Below are 23,174 nucleotides of genomic sequence, written 5' to 3' on the forward strand. Positions count from 1 at the left end.
TCAGTTCAGTTCTCGCGATAGCGCGCGGCGATCGACCGTCCGACCACGACGCGCATGATCTCGTTCGTGCCCTCCAGTATCCGGTGCACACGCAGATCCCGGACGATCTTCTCCAGACCGTATTCGGTGAGATAGCCGTATCCGCCGTGGAGTTGCAGCGCCTGATCGGCCACCGTGAAGCAACTGTCGGTGACGAATCGTTTGGCCATCGCGCACTGCTCCACCTTGTCGGGTGCGCCGGCATCGAGGGCAGCCGCTGCCTGCCACAGCATCAATCGCGAGGCCTGCAGGGAGGTGGCCATGTCGGCGAGGGTGAACCGGATGGTCGGCTCGTCGATCAGCGCACCTCCGAATGCCTTCCGCGATGCGACATAGGTCGCGGCACGGTCGAACGCCGCCTGCGCACCGCCCAGAGAGGACGCCGCGATGTTGAGCCGACCGCCGTTGAGGCCGTTCATCGCGATCCCGAAACCGATGCCTTCCTCACCGCCGAGGAGGTTGGCGGCAGGCACCCGGACCTCGTCGAGGATGACCTGCGCGGTGGGCTGGGCGTGCCAGCCCATCTTGCGCTCCTGCGCACCGAAACTCAGTCCCGGAGCGTCCTTTTCGACGAGGAAGGTGGAGATCCCACGGGCGCCGCTGTCGCCGGTGCGGGCCATCAGCACGTAGACGTCGCTGGTACCAGCACCGGAGATGAACTGCTTGACGCCGGTGAGGACGTAGTCGTCGCCGGATCGGACCGCCCTGGTGGACAACGCCGCCGCATCCGAGCCCGCGCCGGGCTCGGTGAGGCAGTAGCTGGCCACCGCTTCCATCGACGCGAGACGTGGAACCCAGTGGGCACGCTGATCGTCGGTGCCATAATGATCGACCATCCAGGCACACATGTTGTGGATGGACAGGAAGGCTGCGACCGCCGGATCCGCCGAGGCAAGCTGCTCGAAGATCCGCACGCCGTCGAGCCGACGCAGGCCACTGCCCCCGACATCCTCCGAGCAGTAGATCGCACCCATGCCGAGCTCGGCCGCCTCGCGCAATTCGTCAACCGGAAAGTGGTGGTTCTCATCCCATTCCAGCGCAAACGGCGCCAGCCTCTTGGCCGCGAATCCGGCCGCGGTCTCGACGATGACGCGTTCGTCCGCGTCGAGACCGCCGTCGGTGATCATCGTCATCGACATCAATCCATCGTCGGGATGACGAACTCGGCGCCGTCCTTGACACCGGACGGCCATCGGGTCGTGACGGTCTTGGTCTTGGTGTAGAACTGGATCGATGCCGGGCCGTGTTGGTTGAGGTCCCCGAATCCGGACCGCTTCCAGCCGCCAAAGGTGTAGTAGGCCACCGGAACCGGGATCGGCACGTTCACGCCGACCATGCCGACGTTGACCCGTGCGGTGAAGTCACGGGCGGCGTCGCCGTCCTGCGTGAAGATCGCGACACCGTTGCCGTACTGGTGATCCGAGGCCAGCGCGAGCGCCTCCTCGTAGTCGGCGGCCCGCACGATCTGCAGCACCGGGCCGAAGATCTCGTCCGTGTAGCTCGTCATGTCCTTGGTGACGTGATCGAAAAGGGTCGGCCCGATGAAGAACCCGTTCGAGAGGTCCTCGTCGCCGTACTGCTGCTCGTCACTGCTCCGCTCGCGCCCGTCGATGACGAGTTCGGCACCTTCCTCGACGCCCTTGCCGATATAGCCCTTCACGCGCTCGAGTGCGGCGGCCGTGACCAGCGGCCCGTAGTCGGCCTTGGGGTCGAGACTGTGGCCGACGCGCAACGCGTTGACCTTGTCGACGAGCTTGGCCCGCAGGCGTTCGGCGGTCTGCTCACCGACCGGAACCGCGACGCTGATCGCCATGCACCGCTCGCCGGCACTGCCATAGCCTGCGCCGATCAGCGCATCGACGGCCTGATCCAGGTTGGCATCCGGCATGACGATCATGTGGTTCTTGGCGCCACCGAAGCACTGTGAGCGCTTGCCGTTCGCAGCGGCCGTCGAGTAGATGTACTGCGCGATGTCGGAGCTGCCCACGAATCCGAGCGCCTGCACGTCAGGGTTGTTCAGCAGCGCATCGACCGATTCCTTGTCGCCGTGGACGACCTGGAAGACGCCGTCCGGCAAACCTGCCTCGCTGAACAGTTCGGCCAGTCGCACCGGCACCGATGGATCGCGCTCACTGGGCTTGAGGATGAACGCGTTGCCACAGGCCAGCGCAGGCCCCGCCTTCCACAGCGGGATCATCGCCGGGAAGTTGAAGGGCGTGATGCCCGCGACCACGCCCAGAGGCTGGCGGATCGAGTGGACGTCGATACCGCCGCCCGCTCCCTCGGTGAACTCACCCTTCAGCAGGTGCGGGATGCCGATGGCGAACTCGATGACCTCGATGCCGCGCTGGATGTCGCCCTTGGCATCGGGATGGGTCTTGCCGTGCTCGAGCGAGAGCAGGGTGGCCAGTTCGTCGGCATTCTGGTTGACCAGATCGACAAAGCGCATCAGCACGCGGGCACGGCGCTGCGGGTTCCAGGCCGCCCACTCACGCTGCGCCTCGACGGCGGTGGCGACCGCGGCGTCGACCTCGGCGGTGCTGGCGAGCGGAACCCTGGCGGCGACGGCGCCGATGCTGGGATTGAAGACGTCGGCGAAACGACCGTCGGTGGCGGTCACCAGACCACCGTTCAGGAAGTGCGGAACGGTACGAACGGCGTCGGTGTGGACGTTGGCTGCATCAGTTGCGGACACGTGTAGATCACCTTGATTCACAGTCGGATGGCAAGCAGGCCGATGTGGCTTGCATCTCTCAATAGTAGGACATCCAAGTAAATCTGCAACCCCCTCCCACCTGCGAATTACCATCGAGTGGCGAGTTAGGGTAGCCTATCTTCAACTATATGCTCGTGACCTCCGAGGTGAGGTCGAAAGGGGTTCTGTCATGTCCGTCGTCATCTTGTACGGCACGGAAACAGGCAACTGCGAGTTGGTCGCGGACGCCATCTCCGATGTCCTCGCGGTGAATCACGACCCATCGATCTATGACATGAGCGAGTACTCGGTGGAAGATCTCGATCCCGCCGACTTCCTGATCGTCGTGTGCTCGACCTATGGCGAGGGTGAGCTGCCCAGCGGTGCCGAGCCGTTCGCCGAGGAACTCGACGATGTGGCGCCGGACCTGACCGGCGTGCGTTTCGCGGTGTTCGGGCTCGGCGACAGCGTGTACGGCGAGACCTTCAACCACGGCGGCGAGATCATGGCCGAGAAGCTGGCCGCGCGCGGAGCCGTGCAGGTCGGCGATCACGCACGCCACGACAACTCGTCGGCGGTCAAACCGGCCGCACTGGCCGCCGAGTGGGCCGAGGGCATCACAGCGGTCATCGAGCCGGTCAACGCCGGCTGACGTCCCTCCTCACGGGACCACGACCTCGTCGGGCGCGGCGTTCCGAGTCCGGCAATTGGCCTCGTCGGCACGGACCGCGGCAAGTTTGGCGAGTTCGAGGACGGCACGGACCATCAGGGCGAGCACGACGCCGAGGAACAGCGCGGTCGGCACCGAGACATTGAGGTTCTCACCGAGGAGCACGACACCCAGTCCCATCGAGACCGCGAGTTCGATCACCGTCAGCGCGGGGAACGACGTCTGCAGCTCACCGGCGCCGAACGCCCGCTGCTGGGCGACCACACCACCTGCTGCCACCACGAGGAACATATAGAACTCCGGCTGGAGGAATGCTCCCGCGAAGTCGTGGATGAACTGATAGGCGATGGTCTTGACCAGCAGGGCCGACATGCCGAACAGGGCACCGGCGGTGACCCCGTACAGAAGGGCCTTGTAGTGCTGATTGGACCGTTCGGCCGCGAGCACGCAACCGACCAGGACGATGATCACCGCACTGATCGTCACGACCATCAACAGGCCGCCGGGCCGTCGTAACGACGGCTCGGGCCGTGAGATGGCGAGGAAGACGGTCACGCAGATCACCAGCACCGCGCCCCAGGTCCACTCGGGTTTCAACGGCCACCGATGATCGGCCCACGCCTCCATCGGCAATGCGAACAGGATCGCGAGCACCACGAGCGGTTGCACCAGCAGAATCGATCCCAGCCCCAGGGCCGCGACCTGCGCCGCGAAGCCGCACAGGGCGACGGTCGCACCGATCCACCAGCCCCGACCGATCGCGCCGCTGGCATGGGATGCGCGTTGACGCATCACCGTACCGCCGGCGATCAGAACTGCTGCGAGGATCGACAGCAGCGCGGGAACCCAGGAGTGCACCCTGTCCAGGCTATCGGTTGGCGAGCATGGTTCAACCTGTCCGGATCGACGCCGGTCACGGTGTGTGTCCCCACGATGTCGGCTCGGCGTCGTAGGTTGGGTGCATGCGGTACCAGGCCGAACTCGAACGTCTCACCACATTGGACGCCGACGCCATCAGCCGCGCCTGTTCGTCACGGGACGCGGTCATGGAACTGATCGACGTGGCGATCGACGAATGCATCGAGTACGACGAACTCGCCGACGAGCACTTCGCGACCGGTGACCACGAGCACGCCGCCTTCTGCCGACAGGAAGCTGCGGCGTGGCGTGCGACCACAGCGGTGCTGCGGTCGCTCGGGGGTTCTCGGGCTGCGACGAATCGGCCGCGCAGTCGTACCGCGGGCGCGGCATGACGCGCATGTTGGTGCTGATGCGCCACGGCAAGTCCGGCTACCCGTCGGGGGTCGGAGACCATGAGCGCCCCCTGGCCGACCGCGGCCGACGTGAAGCCACACTCGCCGGGCAATGGATGGCCGACGAGGGGCTGGCGATCGACGCGGTGGTGTGCTCGACAGCCACCCGGACGCGCGAGACCTTGGATCGCACCGGCATCTCCGCGCCCACCACCTACGTCGACGACATCTACGGTGGCGCACCGCACGAGATCCTCGAGGCGCTGAGGGTCCACGCGCCCGCCGACGCCGCGACGGTACTGGTCGTCGGGCATTCGCCCGGCATGCCGACCACGGCCCTCACCCTCGATTCCGACGGATACATCGAGCGTTTCCCGACTTCGGCCTATGCCGTGGTGACCATCGGACTCCCCTGGGACCGGATCGGAGTCGACGTCGACCCGGACGCCCATCTCATCGGCGTGCGTATCCCCCGGGCCGCCGACGGCTGACCGGCCCGGCGGGGTTCTCCGCGTCGTGACGTCCACCGAGCATTCCGATGCGGTAACGTTCAGATTGGATTGCGGAATTGCGCAATCCGTGTATCCGTCAAACCATTGGGCCGCCGCTCCCGGATCGTCGCTCGCAAGGAGATCTCCACGTGCCGAACAGGACCTCGACCAGCTCAGATGGTCCCGAGCGGCCGCTGTACGAGATCAAGGCAAACCTGTTCAAGGCACTCGCCCACCCCGCACGCATCCGAGTTCTCGAGGTACTGAGCGCGAACGGAGATCCGACGGCGGTGAGCGAGTTGCTCACGATCACCGAGATCGAGCCGACACGACTCTCACAGCACCTTGCCGTGCTGAAGCGGCATCACGTGGTGGCGGCCGAACGGGTGGGCAACGCGGTGTTCTACGAACTCGCCCATCCCGAGATCGCCGAACTCCTGGTGATCGCCCGGACGTTTCTCGCGGCCACGCTGGGTGCACGCCGCGACCAGCTCGACGCCATCGCATCGTTGCCGCCGCTGACCAGGTCGTGAGTGGGCCCGGCGCGGTCACGCACCGGTGACTGGCGGGACATAGAGACACGGGATCGGCGCACGACGGCCCGGATCGAGTGCGTTCAGGACAAAACCGGCCGAGCGCCGATTCGCGATTATCGAGAGATGATCCGAATGATCGAGCGGACAGCCTTGCTGCACAACGATATTTGTGACTTGCGTCCCGGGCGGTCCCGCCAGGAGACCATTGCTGTAGGGCGTCACGATCTCGTCGTCGCGAGTCGTGATGTTGGTGTAGCGAACTCCCGGTAGGTACGGGGTACCCCGGCGCACCGCGTGATTGAAGTCCGTGTCGGACGGAGGTGCCGAGCAGTCCGCGCAGTGCGGGGGCGTCAGCGGCGCGATACCCAGTCCCCGCTGCACGAGCGACACCATCTCGCTGCGGGCATCGTCTTCGTCGGGCCCTTGCCGCCAGTACGGGGCGAGCGACACATAGTTCGCGACCTTCCCACGCCCGCCCAGGTATTTCATCCAGTAGGTCGGGATCTCGGTGCCCAGCGAATGGCCGACGATGTCCACCTGCTCGGCGCCGGTGGCGGCCAGAACACGGTCGGCGAATGTCTTGATCTGCCAGGCGCCGTCCTGCTTCACCCCGAGCCCACCCAATGCCGAGGCGGGCCAGACCGTGGACAGCGCCCCGTAGGTCGGCGCGTAGACACAGTAGCCGGCGTTGGCCAGTACCGGCGCGAGCGTCGCCCAGTTCGTCTGTCGGCCACCACCGCTGCCGTGCACCAGGATCACTGGTCGCGGATGCGCGCGTGAGGGCCGGCATTGAAAATTGTTGGTACCCGGTAGCGATCCACCCGGGTTGCCGAGCTCGGCGGTGATTCCGGCGAGGAAGTCATAGGTCACCGGTAGCGGTTCGGGACGCGCTGCTGCCTGCCCCGGAGCCACCAGCCCGATGAGCGACAGCAGCCCGGCCACCGCCCACACCCACCGCCACTTCATGATTCGTCCTCCGCCTCATCCGCTTCGTCGGTGACCAGATCCAACCGCACGCCGAGGAGTCGGACGGGTCGATCCCGTTCGAAGTCGTCGAGCAGTGAGACCACGACGGGCTCGATGTCGTCGTACACGGTGGTCGGCCCGGCCAGCTTGCGAGACTTGGTGCGGGTGAAGAACGTCGACGTCCGCAGTGTCACCGCAACCCGGAACACCACCCGCTCCTCGGTCAGCACCTGGTCGAGCACGTCCCGGGCCAATACCTTTGCGGCTCCGCGCATCTCCTCATGATCGACCAGGTCGACGGGAAACGTCCGCGACTTCGAGTGCGAACGGGCCAGCCATGGCTCCTCGGTGATCGTCGAATCGCCGCCCCCGCGACACAGCACGTACAGCCAGTTGCCCTGATGGGGACCGAAGGTCTCGATCAGGTCCTTGCGAGACGTCGCGATCAGCTGGTTCACGGTGTCGACACCCTGTGCGGCGAGTTTCGCAGCGGTCTTCGGGCCGACACTCCACAGATCGCGACACGGTCCGTCGCCCATCAACTCCAGCCAGTTCCGGGAGTCGAGGAGGAACACCTTGTCGTCGGTGGACTTCTTGGCGAAGCCGGTGGCCATCTTCGCGCGCTGTTTGTTGTCGCTGATCCCGATCGAACACGCGAGGCCGTTCCCGGTCAGGACCGCCGCCCGGATCTCCTGGGCGATCTGGCGAACCCGCGCATCGTCGATCTCCGTCCCGGTGACGTCGACAGCCCCGTCAGCCGGGATCGGCTCGACGCCCACATAGGCCTCATCCCACCCCCACACCTCGACGGGATGTCCGAAACTCCGTAAGACCGACATCACCTCGCCCGAGGCGACGTCATAGGCCGGGATGTCCAACGGCAGATAGACCGCGTCGGGCAGCTTTCGATGCGCGGCTCGCAGCGGCATCCCTGCTCGCACTCCCACATCGCGCGCCTCATAGGACGCGCAGGTCACCACTTTTCGCGCCTCGGTGGGATCGCCGTTGCCGCCGACGATCACCGCGACGTCGACGAGCTCTGGGCTCCGCAACCGCTCGACCGAGACCTGGAATTGGTCGAGGTCCACGTGGAGCAGCCAGCGGTACCGCCGCGGAGTGTCAGCCACGATCTCAGAGTACGACGACCGGCGACGGCGGCCGACCGGCTGTGTTCTTTCGGGTCGGACCGGCCGTCGACGGCCGTACAGCCGACGGTCCGATCCGACCCGACCCCGCGACGACGCCCTCCCCTGCGTCGACGTCGACAGGCCTACGTGTGCGGTTCGCAACGAACCAGCAGCACACTGTTGTTCACGTTCGGAAGACGGTTGCAAGGTGACACCGGACAGTGTGACGCCTCCACAAAATCCCCCTGACGTGCTGAAATCGCAGCCCCCGACGGTTACCCCCGAGTAGGTTACCGTTGCGTAAGCTACCGCATGGTAAGTGACCTGTCCAGTGGTCTGTGACACTTTTTCTTCCGGATGTGATCCACGCCGTCACTGTCGCGGCGAGATCCGCAGCTCCTGGGAGTCGAGGCCGACGCCGCGGCACGCTTCGCGCAGCGCATCGGGGTTGTAGACGAGCAACGATGATGCCGAGGTGTCGCGCTTTCCGCCGCTGAACGGAACCGACCATCGGACCGTGTCGGGGTCGGCGAAGAAGACGCTGGCCTTGCTGATGTAGATCGACAACAACTGGCGAGCGTTCGCGCTGAGGCCGGGTAGCGCCTCGCCCAGCACTCGTCGGAGAAGGGCCCGATCGTCGTGCAGGGGACGCGGTCGCAGGTGCAGCGCCCGTGACGCCGTCCGACAGTCGGTCGGGTCGGTCAGCGCATGGACCGCGACGAAGGCGAACGCGATCCGGACAACGGCGACCCCGTCGGGATCTGCCGACCACCTGGGGTATGCGACGATCGACTGCACCGCACGAACGGGCAGGGCGGACGGGATATGCGCGAGATGCCGCGGACCGCAGCCGCTTTCATCGAGAGCCTCGACGACCATCTGCTTGAGGATGCCGACCCGTTGCCCGTGCTTGCGGAGCATGCCGGACAAGGCGATCGACGACTCGAAGCTCAAGGCAAACTGCTGGGGCGCATCGAGTACGGCGTCGAGTCCGGGTATGACGACCAATTCCATGATCTCGATGGCCTCGAGTAATTCCAGGGGCCGTCGGAAGGAATCGTCGGCCAGACCGCGCATGCGGATGGTACTGAGTGTGTCGGGCATGGGTCCCCCTTGCGTTGGTCCTGCGGAGTGTTGTCCTGCGGACGTCACGTCACGACCCCGCCCCGACACGTGACGCATGACGAACGAACCTGCCGGCTCGGCGACCGGCACCGGATTGTGAGTGGTGATCGAAACCTCTTGCCGGAGATGACACCTCGGTCCGGTTGGCGACAGACGCCGCCTCCGGTCGAGATGAAAACCGACCCCCCAGCGCCCCTTACTGCTCAGTAACTTGCGGACGCGTAACGCTACCGTAGGGTACGGAAGCCACTCTGTCCAGAGGCAAATCGGGCCACTACCTCGGACTTCCGGTTATCGAACGTTCGGTCGCGGCGGCGCCCCGACCGTTGCCGAGGTCAATAGAGGTCCGGCCGCCGGTCTGCGAGGTAGGGGTAGCGCCGTCGTGACTCCACGAGGATCGAGCGATCGAGATCGGCGACGACGAGAGCTGGCCCGCGATCGGCGGCGGCGAGAACCTCCCCGGTCGGGGCGACGATCTCGCTACGGCCGCCGTAGACCAGATCCCTTTCCCTGTCACAGTAATTCGCATATGCCACGAAGGTCTGGTTCTCCAGTGCCCGAGCGCGGAGGAGCACATCCTGGACCGCGTCGTACTCGATCATGTTGGCGGTGGGCACGCACACGACGTCGGCACCGCGCACGGCCAGCGACCGGACCAGTTCCGGGAACTCGACCTCATAACAGGTCAGGAGACCCAGTCGCCAGCCACCCAGATCGGCGACCGGGGGCATGGTGCTACCGGGTGCGACCATCTCGCGGTCGAGATCGCCGAACAGATGGGTCTTGTGGTGCGTGGCCACTGGGGAACCGGTCCGGTCGACAAGCCGGATGGCGTTGTACACCAATCCATCCAGTCCCCGCTCGGCGCATCCGTACAAGATGCCGATGCCGTGACGTCGCGCCATCGACCTGACCTGCTCGGCGATCGGGCCGTCCGGCGGGTCTGCGACACGACCCGCCGCGTCGGCATCGAGGTGATATCCCGGGACGACCATCTCGGGCGTGATCAGAAGGTCCACCGATCGCCGAGCGGACTCGTCGAGCACGGTGTCGAGACGCGCAAGGTTTCCCGCGACATCGCCGGTTCGAGGTACGCACTGCCAGAGAGCCATCCGGAGGTCGTGTGCAGTGATCGTCAATGCCGTCACCCCCCGATGTCGATCGGACCGAGGTCGTCGTACCGGTCCCCGGGACCCGGATTGTCGGGGTGCGACGACCCGCCGAAGTGGTGGATCACACCCCACACGGCGTTGAGCGCGGTCTGCACGGCGCCCTCCACCCAGGCGGGCATGAACGACACGTCGTCGCCGGCGATGAAGATGCCGCGCTCGGCGGCCGGCAGTTGCTCCTGCCGGTGGAAGTGCCCGTACATGCGGGTGTTGTATCGGTAGTGGCCGGGCAGTGCTCCCTTGAATGCGCCGAGGAAGTGCGGCTCGGCCTCCCAGGACACGGTCAGGGGACGACCCACGATGTGTTCGGCGATGTCGACGTCGGGATAGATCTTGCGTAAAGCGTCGAGTGCCAACGAGACTCGCCGATCCACGGGATGGGGCAACACCTTGAGGGCGTCACTCATCCAGGTGTAACTGAGACAGATGACCCCTGGCCGGTCGGGCCCGTTGTCGAAGAGGTAGGTGCCGCGCGTCAACCGGTCGGTCAGTGTCATGCTCATCGTGTCGCGGCCAGTCGTCGGGTTGCGATCGGTCCAGAACGGCCGGTCGACCATGACGAACGTCTTCGACGACTGCATGTATCGCGTCCGATCCAGTGCCATCCACAGATCCTGACTGAAAAGGCTTTCATCGCACTCGATCTCGGTGGACAGCAGCCATGCCTGGCAGGTGGCGATCACCGCCGGGAACTCCCGCGAATCACCCCAGTGGTCGACGACCTCGATGCGATCGGGGCCGAGACGCCGGATCGCAGAGACCCCGGCCCGCGGGACGCCACTGTGCAACGACGAGAGACTGGTACCCACCGGCCAGTGCCGGATGTTGGCCGGGCTGTCGGACCACAGTCTGCGCGGCACCTGCTCGGCCCCGCCGACGATGAGGTGTTGGTTGGTGTCGCAGTTGGTGACCACCACCCGAAGGATCTCCAACATCGAATTCGCGAAGTCGGAATCCCAACCGCCGGTGCCGAATCCGACCTGCCCGAAGAGCTCACGGTGACGGAAGGTCAGCGATCCGAACTCGTCGGAGGTGGCCAGGAAGTCGTAGAAGCTACGATCGTCCCAGTCGATGACGAGCCGGTTCCACAGCTCCTTGAGTCGTGGAACGTCACGTTCCCGGATCGCGTCCTGCAGCGCGGAGAATCCGGCGACGCGTTCCAGCGCACTGTCCCAGGCATTCTCGATCTCGGTGTAGATCGGCGGCAGGTCGTCGAGGGTGCGGGCGTACAGCGTCTCACCACCGAGGTCGATCACCGTGCTGCCCGCGGCCTCGGTGAGCGGGTTGGGGAACGGCCGGCTGCGGAGACCGAAGGTGTCCACGTAGTGGAAGAACGTCGACGACGATGCCGGGAACCGCATGCCGCCGAGTTCGGCGACCTCGGGCTCACCCGGAACGAAGTGCTCCGATCGCAGGCGGCCGCCGATCCGCTCGGGTTCGTAGACCACCGGTCGCAGCCCGACCTTCATCAACTCGTAGGCGGCGACCATCCCGGCCATTCCCGCGCCGATGATCGCGACCTCGGCACCAAGTGCGTCGGCCGGCACCGATCCGGTACCGGCAGGATGGGTGATCCAGTCGTCGTGGGCGAACGGGAAATCGGGACCGAAGATGGTCACGGGCCGGTCGGGCTGCACCGTCCCAGCGTATGGCCCGGATCCGATCGGCGCGCCACACATCGTCCGCTGGCGCGTCGGGACATCATTGACTCACTTCTCGAATGCGGACGCGGGCTGTCCGCTATTCGGAGGAGACTCGATGTGTATCGGAGCTCGACGTACACAATCACCGCAGAGAGAGAGAAGATCATGGACTGGACACTCGAGGTTGCGTTTCTGCCCGTCACCGACGTCGACCGGGCGAAAGACTTCTACACCCGGATCGGTTTCAATCCCGACCACGACCAGTCCCCGACCGACGGCATCCGGTTCGTCCAGATGACGCCGCCCGGATCGAGCTGCTCGATCGCGTTCGGCAAGGGGATCGTCGACGGCGGTCCGCCGAATCCGGGAACGCTCATGCTGTGCGTCTCCGACATCAACGTCGCACGCAAGCATCTCCTCGACGCCGGCGTCGAGGCCAGTGAGGTCGACGAGCAGGCGTGGGGGCACTTCGTGTACTTCGATGATCCGGACGGGAACCACTGGAACGTGCAGTATCTGCCGTACCGGTAAACAGAAACGGCCCCCACGCTGAGCGTGGGGGCCGATCTGTGAGATTTCGTAGCAATAACGCGCGGAAACGCGTGTTATTGCTACGGATTCGGGCTAGCGGTAGTCGTTGGAGAACCCGTAGTCGTCCAGCGGCACTGCAGCACCGGCGGGGGCACCGAAGGTGCCGTCCGGGCTGTAGTACGTGTCGTCGTAGGACGGCACGGCGTAGGCCGCGGCACGCGCTTCCTCGGTCGGCTGAACCTGGATGTTGCGGTACCGGTTGATGCCGGTACCGGCCGGGATCAGCTTACCGATGATCACGTTCTCCTTGAGACCGATCAGCTTGTCGCTGCGGCTGTTGATGGCCGCATCGGTCAGGACACGCGTGGTCTCCTGGAACGACGCCGCCGACAGCCACGACTCGGTCGCCAGCGATGCCTTGGTGATACCCATCAGCACCGGACGTCCGGCCGCCGGCTCGCCACCCTCGGTGACGACGCGACGGTTCGCGTTCTCGAACTCGGCACGCTCGGTGAGCGAACCGGGCAGGAACTCGGTGGCACCGGAATCGATGATCGTCACGCGACGCAGCATCTGACGCACGATGGTCTCGATGTGCTTGTCGTGGATCGACACACCCTGGCTCCGGTAGACCTCCTGGACCTCGTTCACCAGATGCACCTGCACCTGACGCGGTCCCATCACGCGCAGCACCTCGTGCGGATCGGCGGCACCTTCCATGAGCTGCTGACCCACCTCGACGTGATCGCCGTCGGCGAGCAGACGCTCACTGCCGTCGTCGTGCTTGAAGACACGCAGACGCTGACGCTTGGAGATCTTGTCGTACACGACCTCCTCGGAACCGTCGTCGGGAACGATGGTGATCTTGTAGAAACGATCGTCGTCCTCGAGGCGAATCCGGCCGGAGACCTCGGCGATCGGAGCCTTGCCCTTGGGCACACGCGCCTCGAACAGCTCCTGGACACGCGGCAGACCACCGGTGATGTCCTCACCGACGCCACCCTGGTGGAACGTACGCATGGTCAGCTGGGTACCCGGCTCACCGATCGACTGCGCGGCGATGATGCCGACCGCTTCGCCGATGTCGACGAGCTTGCCGGTGGCCATCGAACGGCCGTAGCACATCGCACACACACCGGTACCGGTCGTACAGGTGAGCACCGACCGGACCTTGACCTCGGTGATGCCCGCAGCCAACAGGGCCTCGATCGCGGGATCGCCGAGATCGTGACCGCGCTCGACGATCACGGCCCCGTTCTCGTCGAGGGCGTCCTGGGCCAGCGTCCGGGCGTAGGTGGAGGTCTCCACGTGCGCATCACGGATCAGCGTGCCGTCGGCCTGCTTCTCGGCGATGGTGGTGGTGATACCACGCTCGGTGCCACAGTCGGTCTCGCGAACGATGACGTCCTGGCTGACGTCCACCAGACGACGGGTCAGGTAACCCGAGTCGGCGGTGCGCAGCGCGGTGTCGGCCAGACCCTTACGAGCACCGTGGGTGTTGATGAAGTACTCGGCCACGGTCAGGCCCTCGCGGAACGAGGACTTGATCGGACGCGGGATGAACTCACCCTTCGGGTTGGTCACCAGACCCTTCATGCCCGCGAGCGAGCGGATCTGGGTCATGTTGCCCGCCGCACCCGACTTCACGATCATCGGGATCGGGTTGTCGTCCGGGTAGTGGGCCTCCATCGCCTGACCGACCTCTTCGGTGGCCTGCTTCCAGATCTCCACGAGAGCGTCGCGACGCTCTTCCGGGGTGAGGGCACCGCGCTGGAACTTGCGCTCCAGGCCATCGGCCCGCTCCTCGTACTTGTCGAGGATCTCCTTCTTGGCCGGCGGCACCAGAACGTCTGCCATCGAGATCGTCACGCCTGAACGAGTCGCCCAGTGGAAGCCGACGTCCTTGAGCTTGTCCACCGTCTGCGCGACCACGATCATCGGGTAGCGCTCGGCGAGGTCGTTGATGATGACGGCCTGACGCTTCTTCGGCATCTGCTCGTTGACGAACGGGTACTCCACCGGGAGCAGCTCGTTGAACAGCACGCGACCCAGAGTGGTCTCGAGCTGCCACGGCTGACCGTACTTCCAGCCGTCGGGGAACTCCGCGGCCTCGATCTCGGCAGGCGGACGCTGATCGGTCAGCCGCACCTTGATCGCCGACTGCACGGTGAGTGCACCACGGTCGACGGCCATGATGGCCTCGGCCGGGGTGGAGTACACGCCACGCTCGACGTCGTCGGAGTTGGCCGCGCTGTACTCGCCTGCCGCACCATCGGTGAGGGTGGTCAGGTAGTACAGGCCGGTCACCATGTCCAGTCGCGGCATGGCCAGCGGACGACCCGAGGCCGGCGACAGGATGTTGTTCGACGACAGCATCAGGATGCGCGCCTCGGCCTGCGCCTCCGAGGACAGCGGGAGGTGCACGGCCATCTGGTCACCGTCGAAGTCGGCGTTGAACGCCTCACAGACCAGCGGGTGCAGCTGGATGGCCTTGCCCTCCACCAGCTGCGGCTCGAAGGCCTGGATACCGAGGCGGTGCAGCGTCGGAGCACGGTTCAGCAGCACCGGGTGCTCGGCGATGACCTCTTCGAGGACATCCCACACCGCAGGACGCTGACGCTCGACCATCCGCTTGGCGGACTTGATGTTCTGCGCCTGGTTCAGGTCGACGAGACGCTTCATCACGAACGGCTTGAACAGCTCGAGCGCCATCAGCTTCGGCAGACCGCACTGGTGCAGCTTGAGCTGCGGGCCGACGACGATGACCGAACGGCCCGAGTAGTCGACGCGCTTGCCGAGCAGGTTCTGACGGAAACGTCCCTGCTTGCCCTTGAGCAGATCGGACAGCGACTTCAGCGGGCGGTTGCCCGGTCCGGTGACCGGACGTCCACGACGACCGTTGTCGAACAGTGCGTCCACCGACTCCTGCAGCATCCGCTTCTCGTTGTTGACGATGATCTCGGGCGCGCCGAGGTCGATCAGTCGCTTGAGGCGGTTGTTGCGGTTGATGACACGGCGGTACAGATCGTTGAGATCGGAGGTCGCGAAGCGGCCACCATCGAGCTGAACCATCGGACGCAGCTCCGGCGGGATCACCGGGACGGCGTCGAGAACCATGCCGAGCGGCGAGTTGCCGGACTGCTGGAACGCCGCGACGACCTTGAGACGCTTGAGCGCACGCAGCTTCTTCTGGCCCTTGCCGCTGCGGATGGTCTCGCGCAACGAGTCGGCCTCGGCATCGATGTCGAAGGTCTCGAGGAGCTTCTTGATCGCCTCGGCGCCCATCGCGCCGGCGAAGTACTCGCCGAAGCGCTCGTCGAGCTGGCGGTAGAGCTTCTCGTCGATGATCAGCTCGCCCGGGCTCAGCTTGACGAAGCGGTCCCAGATCTCCTCGAGGTCGTCGAGCGCACGCTGCGCGTGATCGCGCATACGACGCATCTCGCGCTCGGCCCCATCGCGCACCTTGCGGCGTACGTCGGCCTTGGCACCCTCGGCCTCCAACTCGGCCAGATCCTGCTCGAGCTTCTGCTGACGCTCGTTCAGGTCGACGTCGCGCTGGTCGGCGATCGCCTTCTTCTCGACCTCGATCTCGGCCTCACGGGTCGAGAGCTCCGCGTGGCGCAGCTCGTCGTCCACCGAGGTGATCACGTACGCGGCGAAGTAGATGATCTTCTCGAGATCCTTCGGCGCGAGGTCGAGCAGGTAGCCGAGACGGCTCGGCACACCCTTGAAGTACCAGATGTGGGTGACCGGGGCGGCCAGCTCGATGTGGCCCATCCGCTCACGACGCACCTTGGCGCGGGTCACCTCCACGCCGCAGCGCTCACAGATGATGCCCTTGAAGCGCACGCGCTTGTACTTGCCGCAGTAGCACTCCCAGTCGCGAGTCGGTCCGAAGATCTTCTCGCAGAACAGGCCGTCCTTCTCGGGCTTGAGCGTGCGGTAGTTGATCGTCTCCGGCTTCTTGACCTCACCGTACGACCAGTTGTGGATGTCATCGGCCGTCGCAAGACCGATCTTGAGTTCGTCGAAGTAATTGACGTCGAGCACTTGTTACCTTTCGAGAGCTCTAATGTCGTATGTCGGTGAGGGTCAGTTGGCCAGGTCGTCTACCGTCGCGGATTCGTTGCGCGACAGGTTGATGCCCAGGTTCGCCGCGGCGCGCTCGAGATCCTCGTCGTCGGTGTCGCGCATCTCGATGGCGGCACCGTCCGAGCTGAGCACCTCGACGTTGAGGCAGAGCGACTGCAGCTCCTTGAGCAACACCTTGAACGACTCCGGGATACCGGGCTCGGGGATGTTCTCGCCCTTGACGATCGCCTCGTACACCTTCACGCGACCGACCACGTCGTCCGACTTGATGGTGAGCAGCTCCTGGAGGGTGTAGGCGGCGCCGTAGGCCTGCATGGCCCAGCACTCCATCTCACCGAAGCGCTGACCACCGAACTGCGCCTTACCACCGAGCGGCTGCTGCGTGATCATCGAGTACGGACCGGTCGAACGAGCGTGGATCTTGTCGTCGACCAGGTGGTGCAGCTTGATGATGTACATGTAGCCGACCGACACCGGGTACGGGAACGGCTCGCCGGAGCGACCGTCGAACAAGGTCGCCTTGCCGTCGCCGTTCACCATGACCTCGCCGTCGCGGTTCGGCAGCGTCGAGGACAGCAGTCCTGTCAGCTCCTCCTCGCGGGCGCCGTCGAACACCGGGGTCGCGGTGTTGGTGTTCGGCTCCGCCGCGTACATCTCCTCCGGCAGCTTCGATGCCCAGTCGGGCACTCCGCTGGCGACGTTGATGTTCCAGCCTGCCTTGGCGACCCAACCGAGGTGGGTCTCCAGGATCTGACCGATGTTCATACGACGCGGCACACCGTGGGTGTTCAGGATGATGTCGACCGGGGTGCCGTCCGGCAGGAACGGCATGTCCTCGGCAGGCAGGATCTTCCCGATGACGCCCTTGTTGCCGTGGCGGCCTGCGAGCTTGTCGCCGTCCTGGATCTTGCGCTTCTGGGCCACGTAGACACGGACCAACTCGTTGACGCCGGGCGCGAGATCGTCGTCGTCGTCGCGACTGAAGACGCGGACGCCGATGACCTTGCCGGTCTCACCGTGCGGCACCTTGAGGGAGGTGTCGCGGACCTCGCGGGCCTTCTCACCGAAGATGGCACGCAGCAGGCGCTCCTCCGGGGTCAGCTCGGTCTCGCCCTTCGGGGTGACCTTGCCGACCAGGATGTCGCCGTCGCGGACCTCGGCACCGATGCGGACGATGCCGCGCTCGTCGAGATCCGCGAGGACCTCGTCGGAGACGTTCGGGATGTCCCGGGTGATCTCCTCGGCACCGAGCTTGGTGTCGCGAGCATCGATCTCGTGCTCCTCGATGTGGATCGAGGTGAGCACGTCCTCCTCCACGAGCCGCTGGCTCAGGATGATCGCGTCCTCGTAGTTGTGACCCTCCCACGGCATGATCGCCACGAGCAGGTTCTTACCGAGGGCCATCTCACCGTTCTCGGTGCACGGGCCGTCGGCCAGGACCTGACCGGTCTCCACCCGCTGGCCCTCGTCCACGATCGGACGCTGGTTGGCGCAGGTGCCGTGGTTGGACCGGGCGAACTTGCGCATGCGGTAGGTGTCGCGGCTGCCGTCGTCGGCCATCACGGTGATGTAGTCGGCGGAGACCTCCTCGACGACACCGGTCTTGGTGGACACGACCACGTCGCCGGCGTCGACCGCGGCGCGCAGCTCCATACCGGTGCCGACCAGCGGCGACTCGTTACGGACCAGCGGCACGGCCTGACGCTGCATGTTCGCACCCATCAGGGCACGGTTGGCGTCGTCGTGTTCGAGGAACGGGATCATCGCGGTGGCGACGGACACCATCTGGCGCGGCGAGACGTCGAGGTACTCGACGTCGCCGATGCCCACGAACTCGACCTCGGAGCCCTTCTTGCGGACCAAGACGCGCTCGTCGGTGATCCGGCCCTCGAGGTCGTAGGCGGTGTTCGCCTGACCGATGAGGTAGCGGTCCTCCTCGTCGGCGGTCATGTACTGGATGTCGTCGGACACCACACCGTCGACCACCTTGCGGTAGGGGGTCTCGATGAAGCCGAACGGGTTGACCCGTGCATACACCGACAGCGAACCGATGAGGCCGATGTTCGGGCCCTCAGGGGTCTCGATCGGACACATGCGGCCGTAGTGCGACGGGTGCACGTCGCGCACCTCGAGGCCGGCGCGCTCACGGGACAGACCACCGGGGCCCAGCGCCGACAGGCGACGCTTGTGGGTCAGGCCCGACAGCGGGTTGTTCTGGTCCATGAACTGCGACAGCTGCGACGTGCCGAAGAACTCCTTGATCGCCGCCACGACGGGACGGATGTTGATCAGGGTCTGCGGGGTGATCGCCTCGACGTCCTGGGTGGTCATGCGCTCACGCACGACACGCTCCATACGCGAGAGGCCGACGCGGATCTGGTTCTGGATCAGCTCGCCGACGGTGCGCAGACGACGATTGCCGAAGTGGTCGATGTCGTCGACCTCCACCGGGACCTCCACGCCGCCGGGGACGGTCATGTAAGAGGTGGTGTGCGGGTCGGCCTCGTGCAGGCGGACCAGGTACTCGACGGTCGCGACGATGTCCTCGCGGGTCAGCACCGAGTCGCCGTTCATCGGGTTGGCGGCCAGACCGAGCTTCTTGTTGACCTTGTAGCGGCCGACGCGGGCCAGGTCGTAGCGCTTCTCCTTGAAGAACAGGTTCTCCAGGAGGTTCTCCGCGGACTCACGGGTCGGGGGCTCGCCCGGACGCAGCTTGCGGTAGACCTCGAGCAGCGCCTCGTCCTGGTTGGCGGTGTTGTCCTTCTCCAGGGTGGACATCATGATCTCGGAGAACCCGAAACGCTCGGCGATCTCCTCGTTCGTCCAACCCAACGCCTTGAGCAGCACGGTGACCGGCTGGCGGCGCTTGCGGTCGATGCGCACGCCGACGGTGTCGCGCTTGTCGACGTCGAACTCGAGCCACGCACCGCGACCCGGGATGACCTTCACGGTGTGGAGGGTCTTCTCGGTGGTCTTGTCGATGTTGGAGTCGAAGTAGACGCCGGGGCTACGGACGAGCTGGCTCACCACGACACGCTCGGTGCCGTTGATGATGAAGCTGCCCTTGTCGGTCATGATCGGGAAGTCGCCCATGAAGACGGTCTGCGACTTGATCTCGCCGGTGTTGTTGTTGATGAACTCCGCGGTGACGAACAACGGCGCCGCGTAGGTCATGTCCTTGTCCTTGCACTCCTCGACCGAGGCCTTGACCTCGTCGAAGTGCGGATCGGTGAAGGACAGCGACATCGAACCGGAGAAGTCCTCGATCGGGGACAGTTCGTGAAGGATGTCCTCGAGGCCGCCGGTGGGGTTGTCGTCGCCACGGGCGATCGCCTTGGCGCGCCACTCCGGCGTACCGACGAGCCACTCGAAGGAATCGAGCTGGAGGTCGAGGAGCCCGGGGACCTCCAGTGGCTCACTGATCTTTGCAAAGGATGCGCGCTTTGGCGCGCCCGGGATGGTTGAGGTGGACTGGCGGTCGAGTGCCAAGATCTGTCCTTCCAACACGAAGTGTTCTACCTAGCTCGGTGCTTGGCTTGATGGGCCGTTCGCTGGTGACACCCTGATTTCGGCGATCACCACGAGCACACACAGCAAAGGTGGCTTGAGGAAGGATCGAGAGGTGGACAGGAGGCAGCCAGCGCAACGTCCAACTGTAGCAGAAAATAGACGTACTTTGTCAAGCCACGCCTGGAAGCGAGTACGCGCTGATGGCCGCCTGCACGTCATTCACTGGTGACAGCCTGGCCCGACAACGCAATTTCGTCAAGCGCTACGCGCATCTTTTTGCCGAAGATTTGCCGACCGGGTGTACACGCACGCGAGACAAGCGGATGTCGCAGGTCAGAAGGCTTCCACTTGACTGATGAGCCAGTCGTCGCCGTGCTTGACCATGGAGAACTGATACCTGGGCGCGGCGCTCTGACCGGCGATCCCCGCCTGTTTCTGGCTGACGATCAGGTTCGCCACCACACGTGCGGTGGCGCCGTCGCCGCCGCCGGAGAGGTCTGCGACACCGACCGATTCGACCCGGCAGTCCGCGACCTGCTTGGTCTGGTTGAGGATGTCGCGCTGCTGGGGCAGGTACTTGTCGAACTCGCTGCGGGCGTTGCCGGTGAGAACCGATCGGGCCTCGCCCGCCCATTTGTCGACGTCGAGCGTGTTTACGGTCAGCGAGCAGGCCTTGCTCTGCACCTGAGACGTCAGCTCCGTGGTAGCGGGCTGATCGACGAAGGCCTTGTTGGAACTGATCGACGCCCCGGGATGGAGTCCCGCGATCAGTGCGAAGATCCCGAGCACGACGGCGACACCGATCAGGATGCCGATGGCGCGGCGACTAAAGGGGAACAGGCCCGACGACGTCGAGGGCTTGCCCGTCGATGTCGCGTTCTTGTCCGCCGTGACGGCGCGGGCGGTCGAGGATGCCGCATCGCCGGTCCGCAGCGTGGAGACGCGTGCGACCGGCCGGGTCTTACCGGCCGGCTTGGGCTTCTCGACGGGATCCGTGGTGCTGTCGGCGGGATCCTCGGTGCTCTCGGCGGGATCTGTGGTGCTGTCGGCGGGATCCGTGGTGCTGTCGGCGGGATCCGTGGTGCTGTCGGCGGGATCCGTGGTGCTGTCGACGGGATCCGCGGTGCTGTCGGCGGAATCTGTGGTGCTGTCGACGGGATCTGCGGCCTTCGGCTCGGTCTCCGGGACCGCGTCGGTGGGACGCTGACCACTGCCTGCGACGCGAGGGGTGTAGGGCTTGCGTGCGGTCTTCTTACGCGGCGGGCGCGGGTTCTGCGGCGCCATCAGTTACCTCCCCCTGGTGTGCCCGACGGAGCCGCACCCTGACCGCCCGGGGCAGCGCCACCGGTGGATGCGCCCGGATCCTGGTACGCCAGCGACTCGAGTGGTGCGATGTCGTCGGCCTTCCACGTGCCGCCATCCTCGGTCATCGAGACCGAGAAGCCCATCGTCTGGGTGACACCCGCTTCGTTCTCGCGCTTCGACGTCGCCGCGACGTAGACGAGCACCTTGGCCTTTCCGTCGTCGGCGTCGACCTCGGTCGGCGCGCTCCGGAGCAGTCGCGAGGTCAGCGCCGCGGCCTGCGGGCCGGCCTGCGTGATCATCGAGTTGAGGTTGCTGACGTCCTGGCTCGTGATCTGCTCGCGCGCCTTTCCGGTCAGCGAACCGTCGACGCGCCGCTTCCATCCCGCGGTGTCCTTCGGATCCACGGTGGTCACGTTGATGATCGCCTGCTCAGCGCCATCGATGGCGCCGTCGCGCGCATCCTGGATCGGCTTCTGCACGAAGTACGCCTGGTAGCCCTGGTAGCCGAACCATGCGGCACATGCGGCCGCCGCGATCACGAGGAGCAGCGCCAGCACGCTGGCCACCGTCCGTCCGCGGTCACGACCGCCGGTCGAGGCTGCGGAGCCGTCGCGGCTGGCTTGGGGTGTGTCGCTAGTCATCGGCCGTCACTGTAGTGGTTGGCACCTGAGAGGAGGCAAAGCGAGCTGCGCCCGCCGGCCTCCTGACGTGGTGAGATCACTTCGGGTGGACTCCCATCAACGCCGCCAGCTGCTGTGCCAGCGGGTTGAGGTTCAACCGGTCGGGATCCTTCTTCGGGGTGTTGTCCCACGGTTGCTTGTAGGCGGGATTCGCGAATGCCGCACGATCGGCACTGCGCACCCCGGTCGGGTTGCCGACCGGCACCGAACACTTCGCGTTTGTGTTGAACGGGAAATCGTCGTAATGGATGTCGAACGACGGATCCTTACGCTTCATCTCCCGGATCATCGCGTCGGTACTCTCGTAGCCCCGTGTACACGCAGCAGGGTTGTTCGTCTCCAGGACGACACCGAAGTGGATCTGACCGTCACCCGGCGCGGGCGAATGGCTGCCGGCCGAGAGCGCCGACAGCATCGCGAAGGTGGTCGACGTCGCGTAACTGGTCGGTTCGATGGTCCGCAGCGTGCTCGCCAGCTGCTTGACGACTGTCGAGATGTCACCACCGCTGCGCCGCAACAACTCCGAGATCTGCGTCGCCGACGCCGTACCCGTCGTCAACAACCGACGCAGATCCGGATCCGACGACGCCAACGTCGCCGTGATCAAATCCAAATCATGCGACCACGACAAAATCGCATCCGACTGGTCGGCTTGTGTTGCCAGCACCACATTCGAGTTCTGAATCAACGAAATCGTCTCATCCAACGAGTCATAACCCGACCGCGACAACTTCGACAACGAATCCACCAACCGCGTCAGATTCTCACCCTGACCGTTGAACGCCTTACCCAACTCCGTGATCACCGTATGCAGATCATCCACCGGAATCGACGACGTGAAATCAATCGCCGACGACACCACATCCTCCAACGGCGGCGGCACCGACGACTTCGTGATCACCGACCCATCCGACAAAAACGGCCCCTCCGACGACGTCGGCTGCAAATCCACGAACTGCTCACCGATCGCCGACCGATTCGCCACCACCGCCGTCGCCGACGCCGGAATCTCCGGACCCCCCGAGTTCAGCTCCAACGCCACATCCACACCCGACTTGGTCAACGTCAACTTCCCGACGCGACCCACCGGCACACCCTGATACGTCACCTCGGCATTGGTGAAAATGCCACCCGAATCCTTCATCGACGCCGTCACCGTGTACTGGCCGATGCCGGCGAGGCGGTCCAGTCGGGCGTATTTGGCGCCGACGTAGACGAGCGCCACCAGTCCGACGATGACGAACACGATCAGCTGAATCCTCGCGACCTTCGACAACATCACTGGGCTCCGATCCGTGACACCGAGGTGATCGGGAGCCCGGTTCCGGCGCTACGTGCGGTG

18 protein-coding genes are annotated in these 23,174 nt (G+C 65.3%); 5 read left to right on the forward strand and 13 right to left on the reverse strand.

The annotated features are described in order from the left end of the window. Window positions 1-5: 5 nt before the first annotated feature. The gene (locus tag OVA31_RS05305; RefSeq protein WP_267631412.1) at window positions 6-1,172 is read right to left on the reverse strand and encodes an acyl-CoA dehydrogenase family protein; all 1,167 of its coding nucleotides are present in this window, start codon (window positions 1,170-1,172) and stop codon (window positions 6-8) included. A gap of 5 nt (window positions 1,173-1,177) precedes the next feature. Then, on the reverse strand, window positions 1,178-2,734 hold the full coding sequence (locus OVA31_RS05310; protein WP_267630062.1) for a CoA-acylating methylmalonate-semialdehyde dehydrogenase: 1,557 nt from the start codon (window positions 2,732-2,734) through the stop codon (window positions 1,178-1,180). Between the two features lie 190 nt (window positions 2,735-2,924). On the opposite strand from OVA31_RS05310, the gene OVA31_RS05315 reads away from it, so the two are divergent. Further along, entirely contained in the window at window positions 2,925-3,386 is a 462-nt protein-coding gene (locus OVA31_RS05315) for a flavodoxin domain-containing protein (RefSeq protein ID WP_267630064.1), read from the forward strand. Window positions 3,387-3,395: 9 nt separating this feature from the next. Here the strand turns inward: OVA31_RS05315 and OVA31_RS05320 are convergent, their stop codons facing one another. Next, window positions 3,396-4,262 carry a DMT family transporter gene (locus tag OVA31_RS05320; RefSeq protein ID WP_267630065.1) on the reverse strand — a complete coding sequence of 289 codons (867 nt, stop codon included), beginning with the start codon at window positions 4,260-4,262 and terminating at the stop codon, window positions 3,396-3,398. A 104-nt stretch (window positions 4,263-4,366) separates the two neighbouring features. Between OVA31_RS05320 and OVA31_RS05325 the strand changes: the two genes are divergently transcribed. The 3 genes from OVA31_RS05325 to OVA31_RS05335 all read left to right on the forward strand — a co-directional run bounded on the left by OVA31_RS05325 (window position 4,367) and on the right by OVA31_RS05335 (window position 5,681). Next, window positions 4,367-4,657, forward strand: coding sequence for a hypothetical protein (locus tag OVA31_RS05325; RefSeq protein WP_267630066.1), 291 nt, complete (start codon window positions 4,367-4,369; stop codon window positions 4,655-4,657). After that, window positions 4,654-5,148, forward strand: coding sequence for a SixA phosphatase family protein (locus OVA31_RS05330; protein ID WP_267630067.1), 495 nt, complete (start codon window positions 4,654-4,656; stop codon window positions 5,146-5,148). Before OVA31_RS05325 ends, OVA31_RS05330 begins: the two co-directional genes overlap by 4 nt. 149 nt (window positions 5,149-5,297) lie before the next feature. Further along, window positions 5,298-5,681: an ArsR/SmtB family transcription factor gene (locus OVA31_RS05335; RefSeq protein ID WP_267630068.1), complete on the forward strand. Its 384-nt coding sequence runs from the start codon at window positions 5,298-5,300 to the stop codon at window positions 5,679-5,681. 15 nt (window positions 5,682-5,696) lie between these two features. On the opposite strand, the gene OVA31_RS05340 is transcribed toward OVA31_RS05335, so the two are convergent. From OVA31_RS05340 to OVA31_RS05360, 5 genes are all read right to left on the reverse strand, one after another. Next, window positions 5,697-6,650 (reverse strand): esterase/lipase family protein, encoded by a 954-nt coding sequence (locus OVA31_RS05340; RefSeq protein WP_267630069.1) that lies wholly within the window; start codon window positions 6,648-6,650, stop codon window positions 5,697-5,699. After that, window positions 6,647-7,780 carry a DNA polymerase IV gene (locus OVA31_RS05345; RefSeq protein ID WP_420714194.1) on the reverse strand — a complete coding sequence of 378 codons (1,134 nt, stop codon included), beginning with the start codon at window positions 7,778-7,780 and terminating at the stop codon, window positions 6,647-6,649. Before OVA31_RS05345 ends, OVA31_RS05340 begins: the two co-directional genes overlap by 4 nt. 369 nt (window positions 7,781-8,149) lie before the next feature. Beyond that, window positions 8,150-8,881, reverse strand: coding sequence for a hypothetical protein (locus tag OVA31_RS05350; protein ID WP_267630071.1), 732 nt, complete (start codon window positions 8,879-8,881; stop codon window positions 8,150-8,152). A gap of 356 nt (window positions 8,882-9,237) precedes the next feature. Beyond that, the gene (locus OVA31_RS05355) at window positions 9,238-10,041 is read right to left on the reverse strand and encodes a carbon-nitrogen hydrolase family protein (protein WP_267630072.1); all 804 of its coding nucleotides are present in this window, start codon (window positions 10,039-10,041) and stop codon (window positions 9,238-9,240) included. Window positions 10,042-10,046: 5 nt separating this feature from the next. Next, on the reverse strand, window positions 10,047-11,750 hold the full coding sequence (locus OVA31_RS05360) for a flavin monoamine oxidase family protein (protein ID WP_420714142.1): 1,704 nt from the start codon (window positions 11,748-11,750) through the stop codon (window positions 10,047-10,049). 129 nt (window positions 11,751-11,879) lie between these two features. Here OVA31_RS05360 and OVA31_RS05365 point away from each other — a divergent pair, with 129 nt between their 5' ends. Then, a complete protein-coding gene (locus tag OVA31_RS05365) occupies window positions 11,880-12,245 on the forward strand; it encodes a VOC family protein (protein ID WP_267630074.1) in 366 nt (121 codons plus the stop codon). Window positions 12,246-12,338: 93 nt separating this feature from the next. Here the strand turns inward: OVA31_RS05365 and OVA31_RS05370 are convergent, their stop codons facing one another. The 5 genes from OVA31_RS05370 to OVA31_RS05390 form a co-directional block, all read right to left on the reverse strand. After that, a complete protein-coding gene (locus OVA31_RS05370; RefSeq protein WP_267630075.1) occupies window positions 12,339-16,295 on the reverse strand; it encodes a DNA-directed RNA polymerase subunit beta' in 3,957 nt (1,318 codons plus the stop codon). A 42-nt stretch (window positions 16,296-16,337) separates the two neighbouring features. Further along, a complete protein-coding gene (locus tag OVA31_RS05375; RefSeq protein WP_267630076.1) occupies window positions 16,338-19,826 on the reverse strand; it encodes a DNA-directed RNA polymerase subunit beta in 3,489 nt (1,162 codons plus the stop codon). 354 nt (window positions 19,827-20,180) lie between these two features. Continuing rightward, window positions 20,181-21,131 (reverse strand): hypothetical protein, encoded by a 951-nt coding sequence (locus OVA31_RS05380; RefSeq protein WP_267630078.1) that lies wholly within the window; start codon window positions 21,129-21,131, stop codon window positions 20,181-20,183. After that, window positions 21,131-21,793, reverse strand: a complete 663-nt coding sequence (locus OVA31_RS05385) for a hypothetical protein (RefSeq protein WP_267630079.1) — start codon at window positions 21,791-21,793, stop codon at window positions 21,131-21,133. The genes OVA31_RS05380 and OVA31_RS05385 overlap by 1 nt, the downstream gene beginning before the upstream one ends. Window positions 21,794-21,869: 76 nt before the next feature. Further along, window positions 21,870-23,111 carry an MCE family protein gene (locus OVA31_RS05390; protein ID WP_267630080.1) on the reverse strand — a complete coding sequence of 414 codons (1,242 nt, stop codon included), beginning with the start codon at window positions 23,109-23,111 and terminating at the stop codon, window positions 21,870-21,872. Window positions 23,112-23,174 lie beyond the last annotated feature (63 nt).

The sequence above is a fragment of the Gordonia sp. SL306 genome (assembly GCF_026625785.1).
Taxonomy (GTDB): Bacteria; Actinomycetota; Actinomycetes; order Mycobacteriales; family Mycobacteriaceae; genus Gordonia.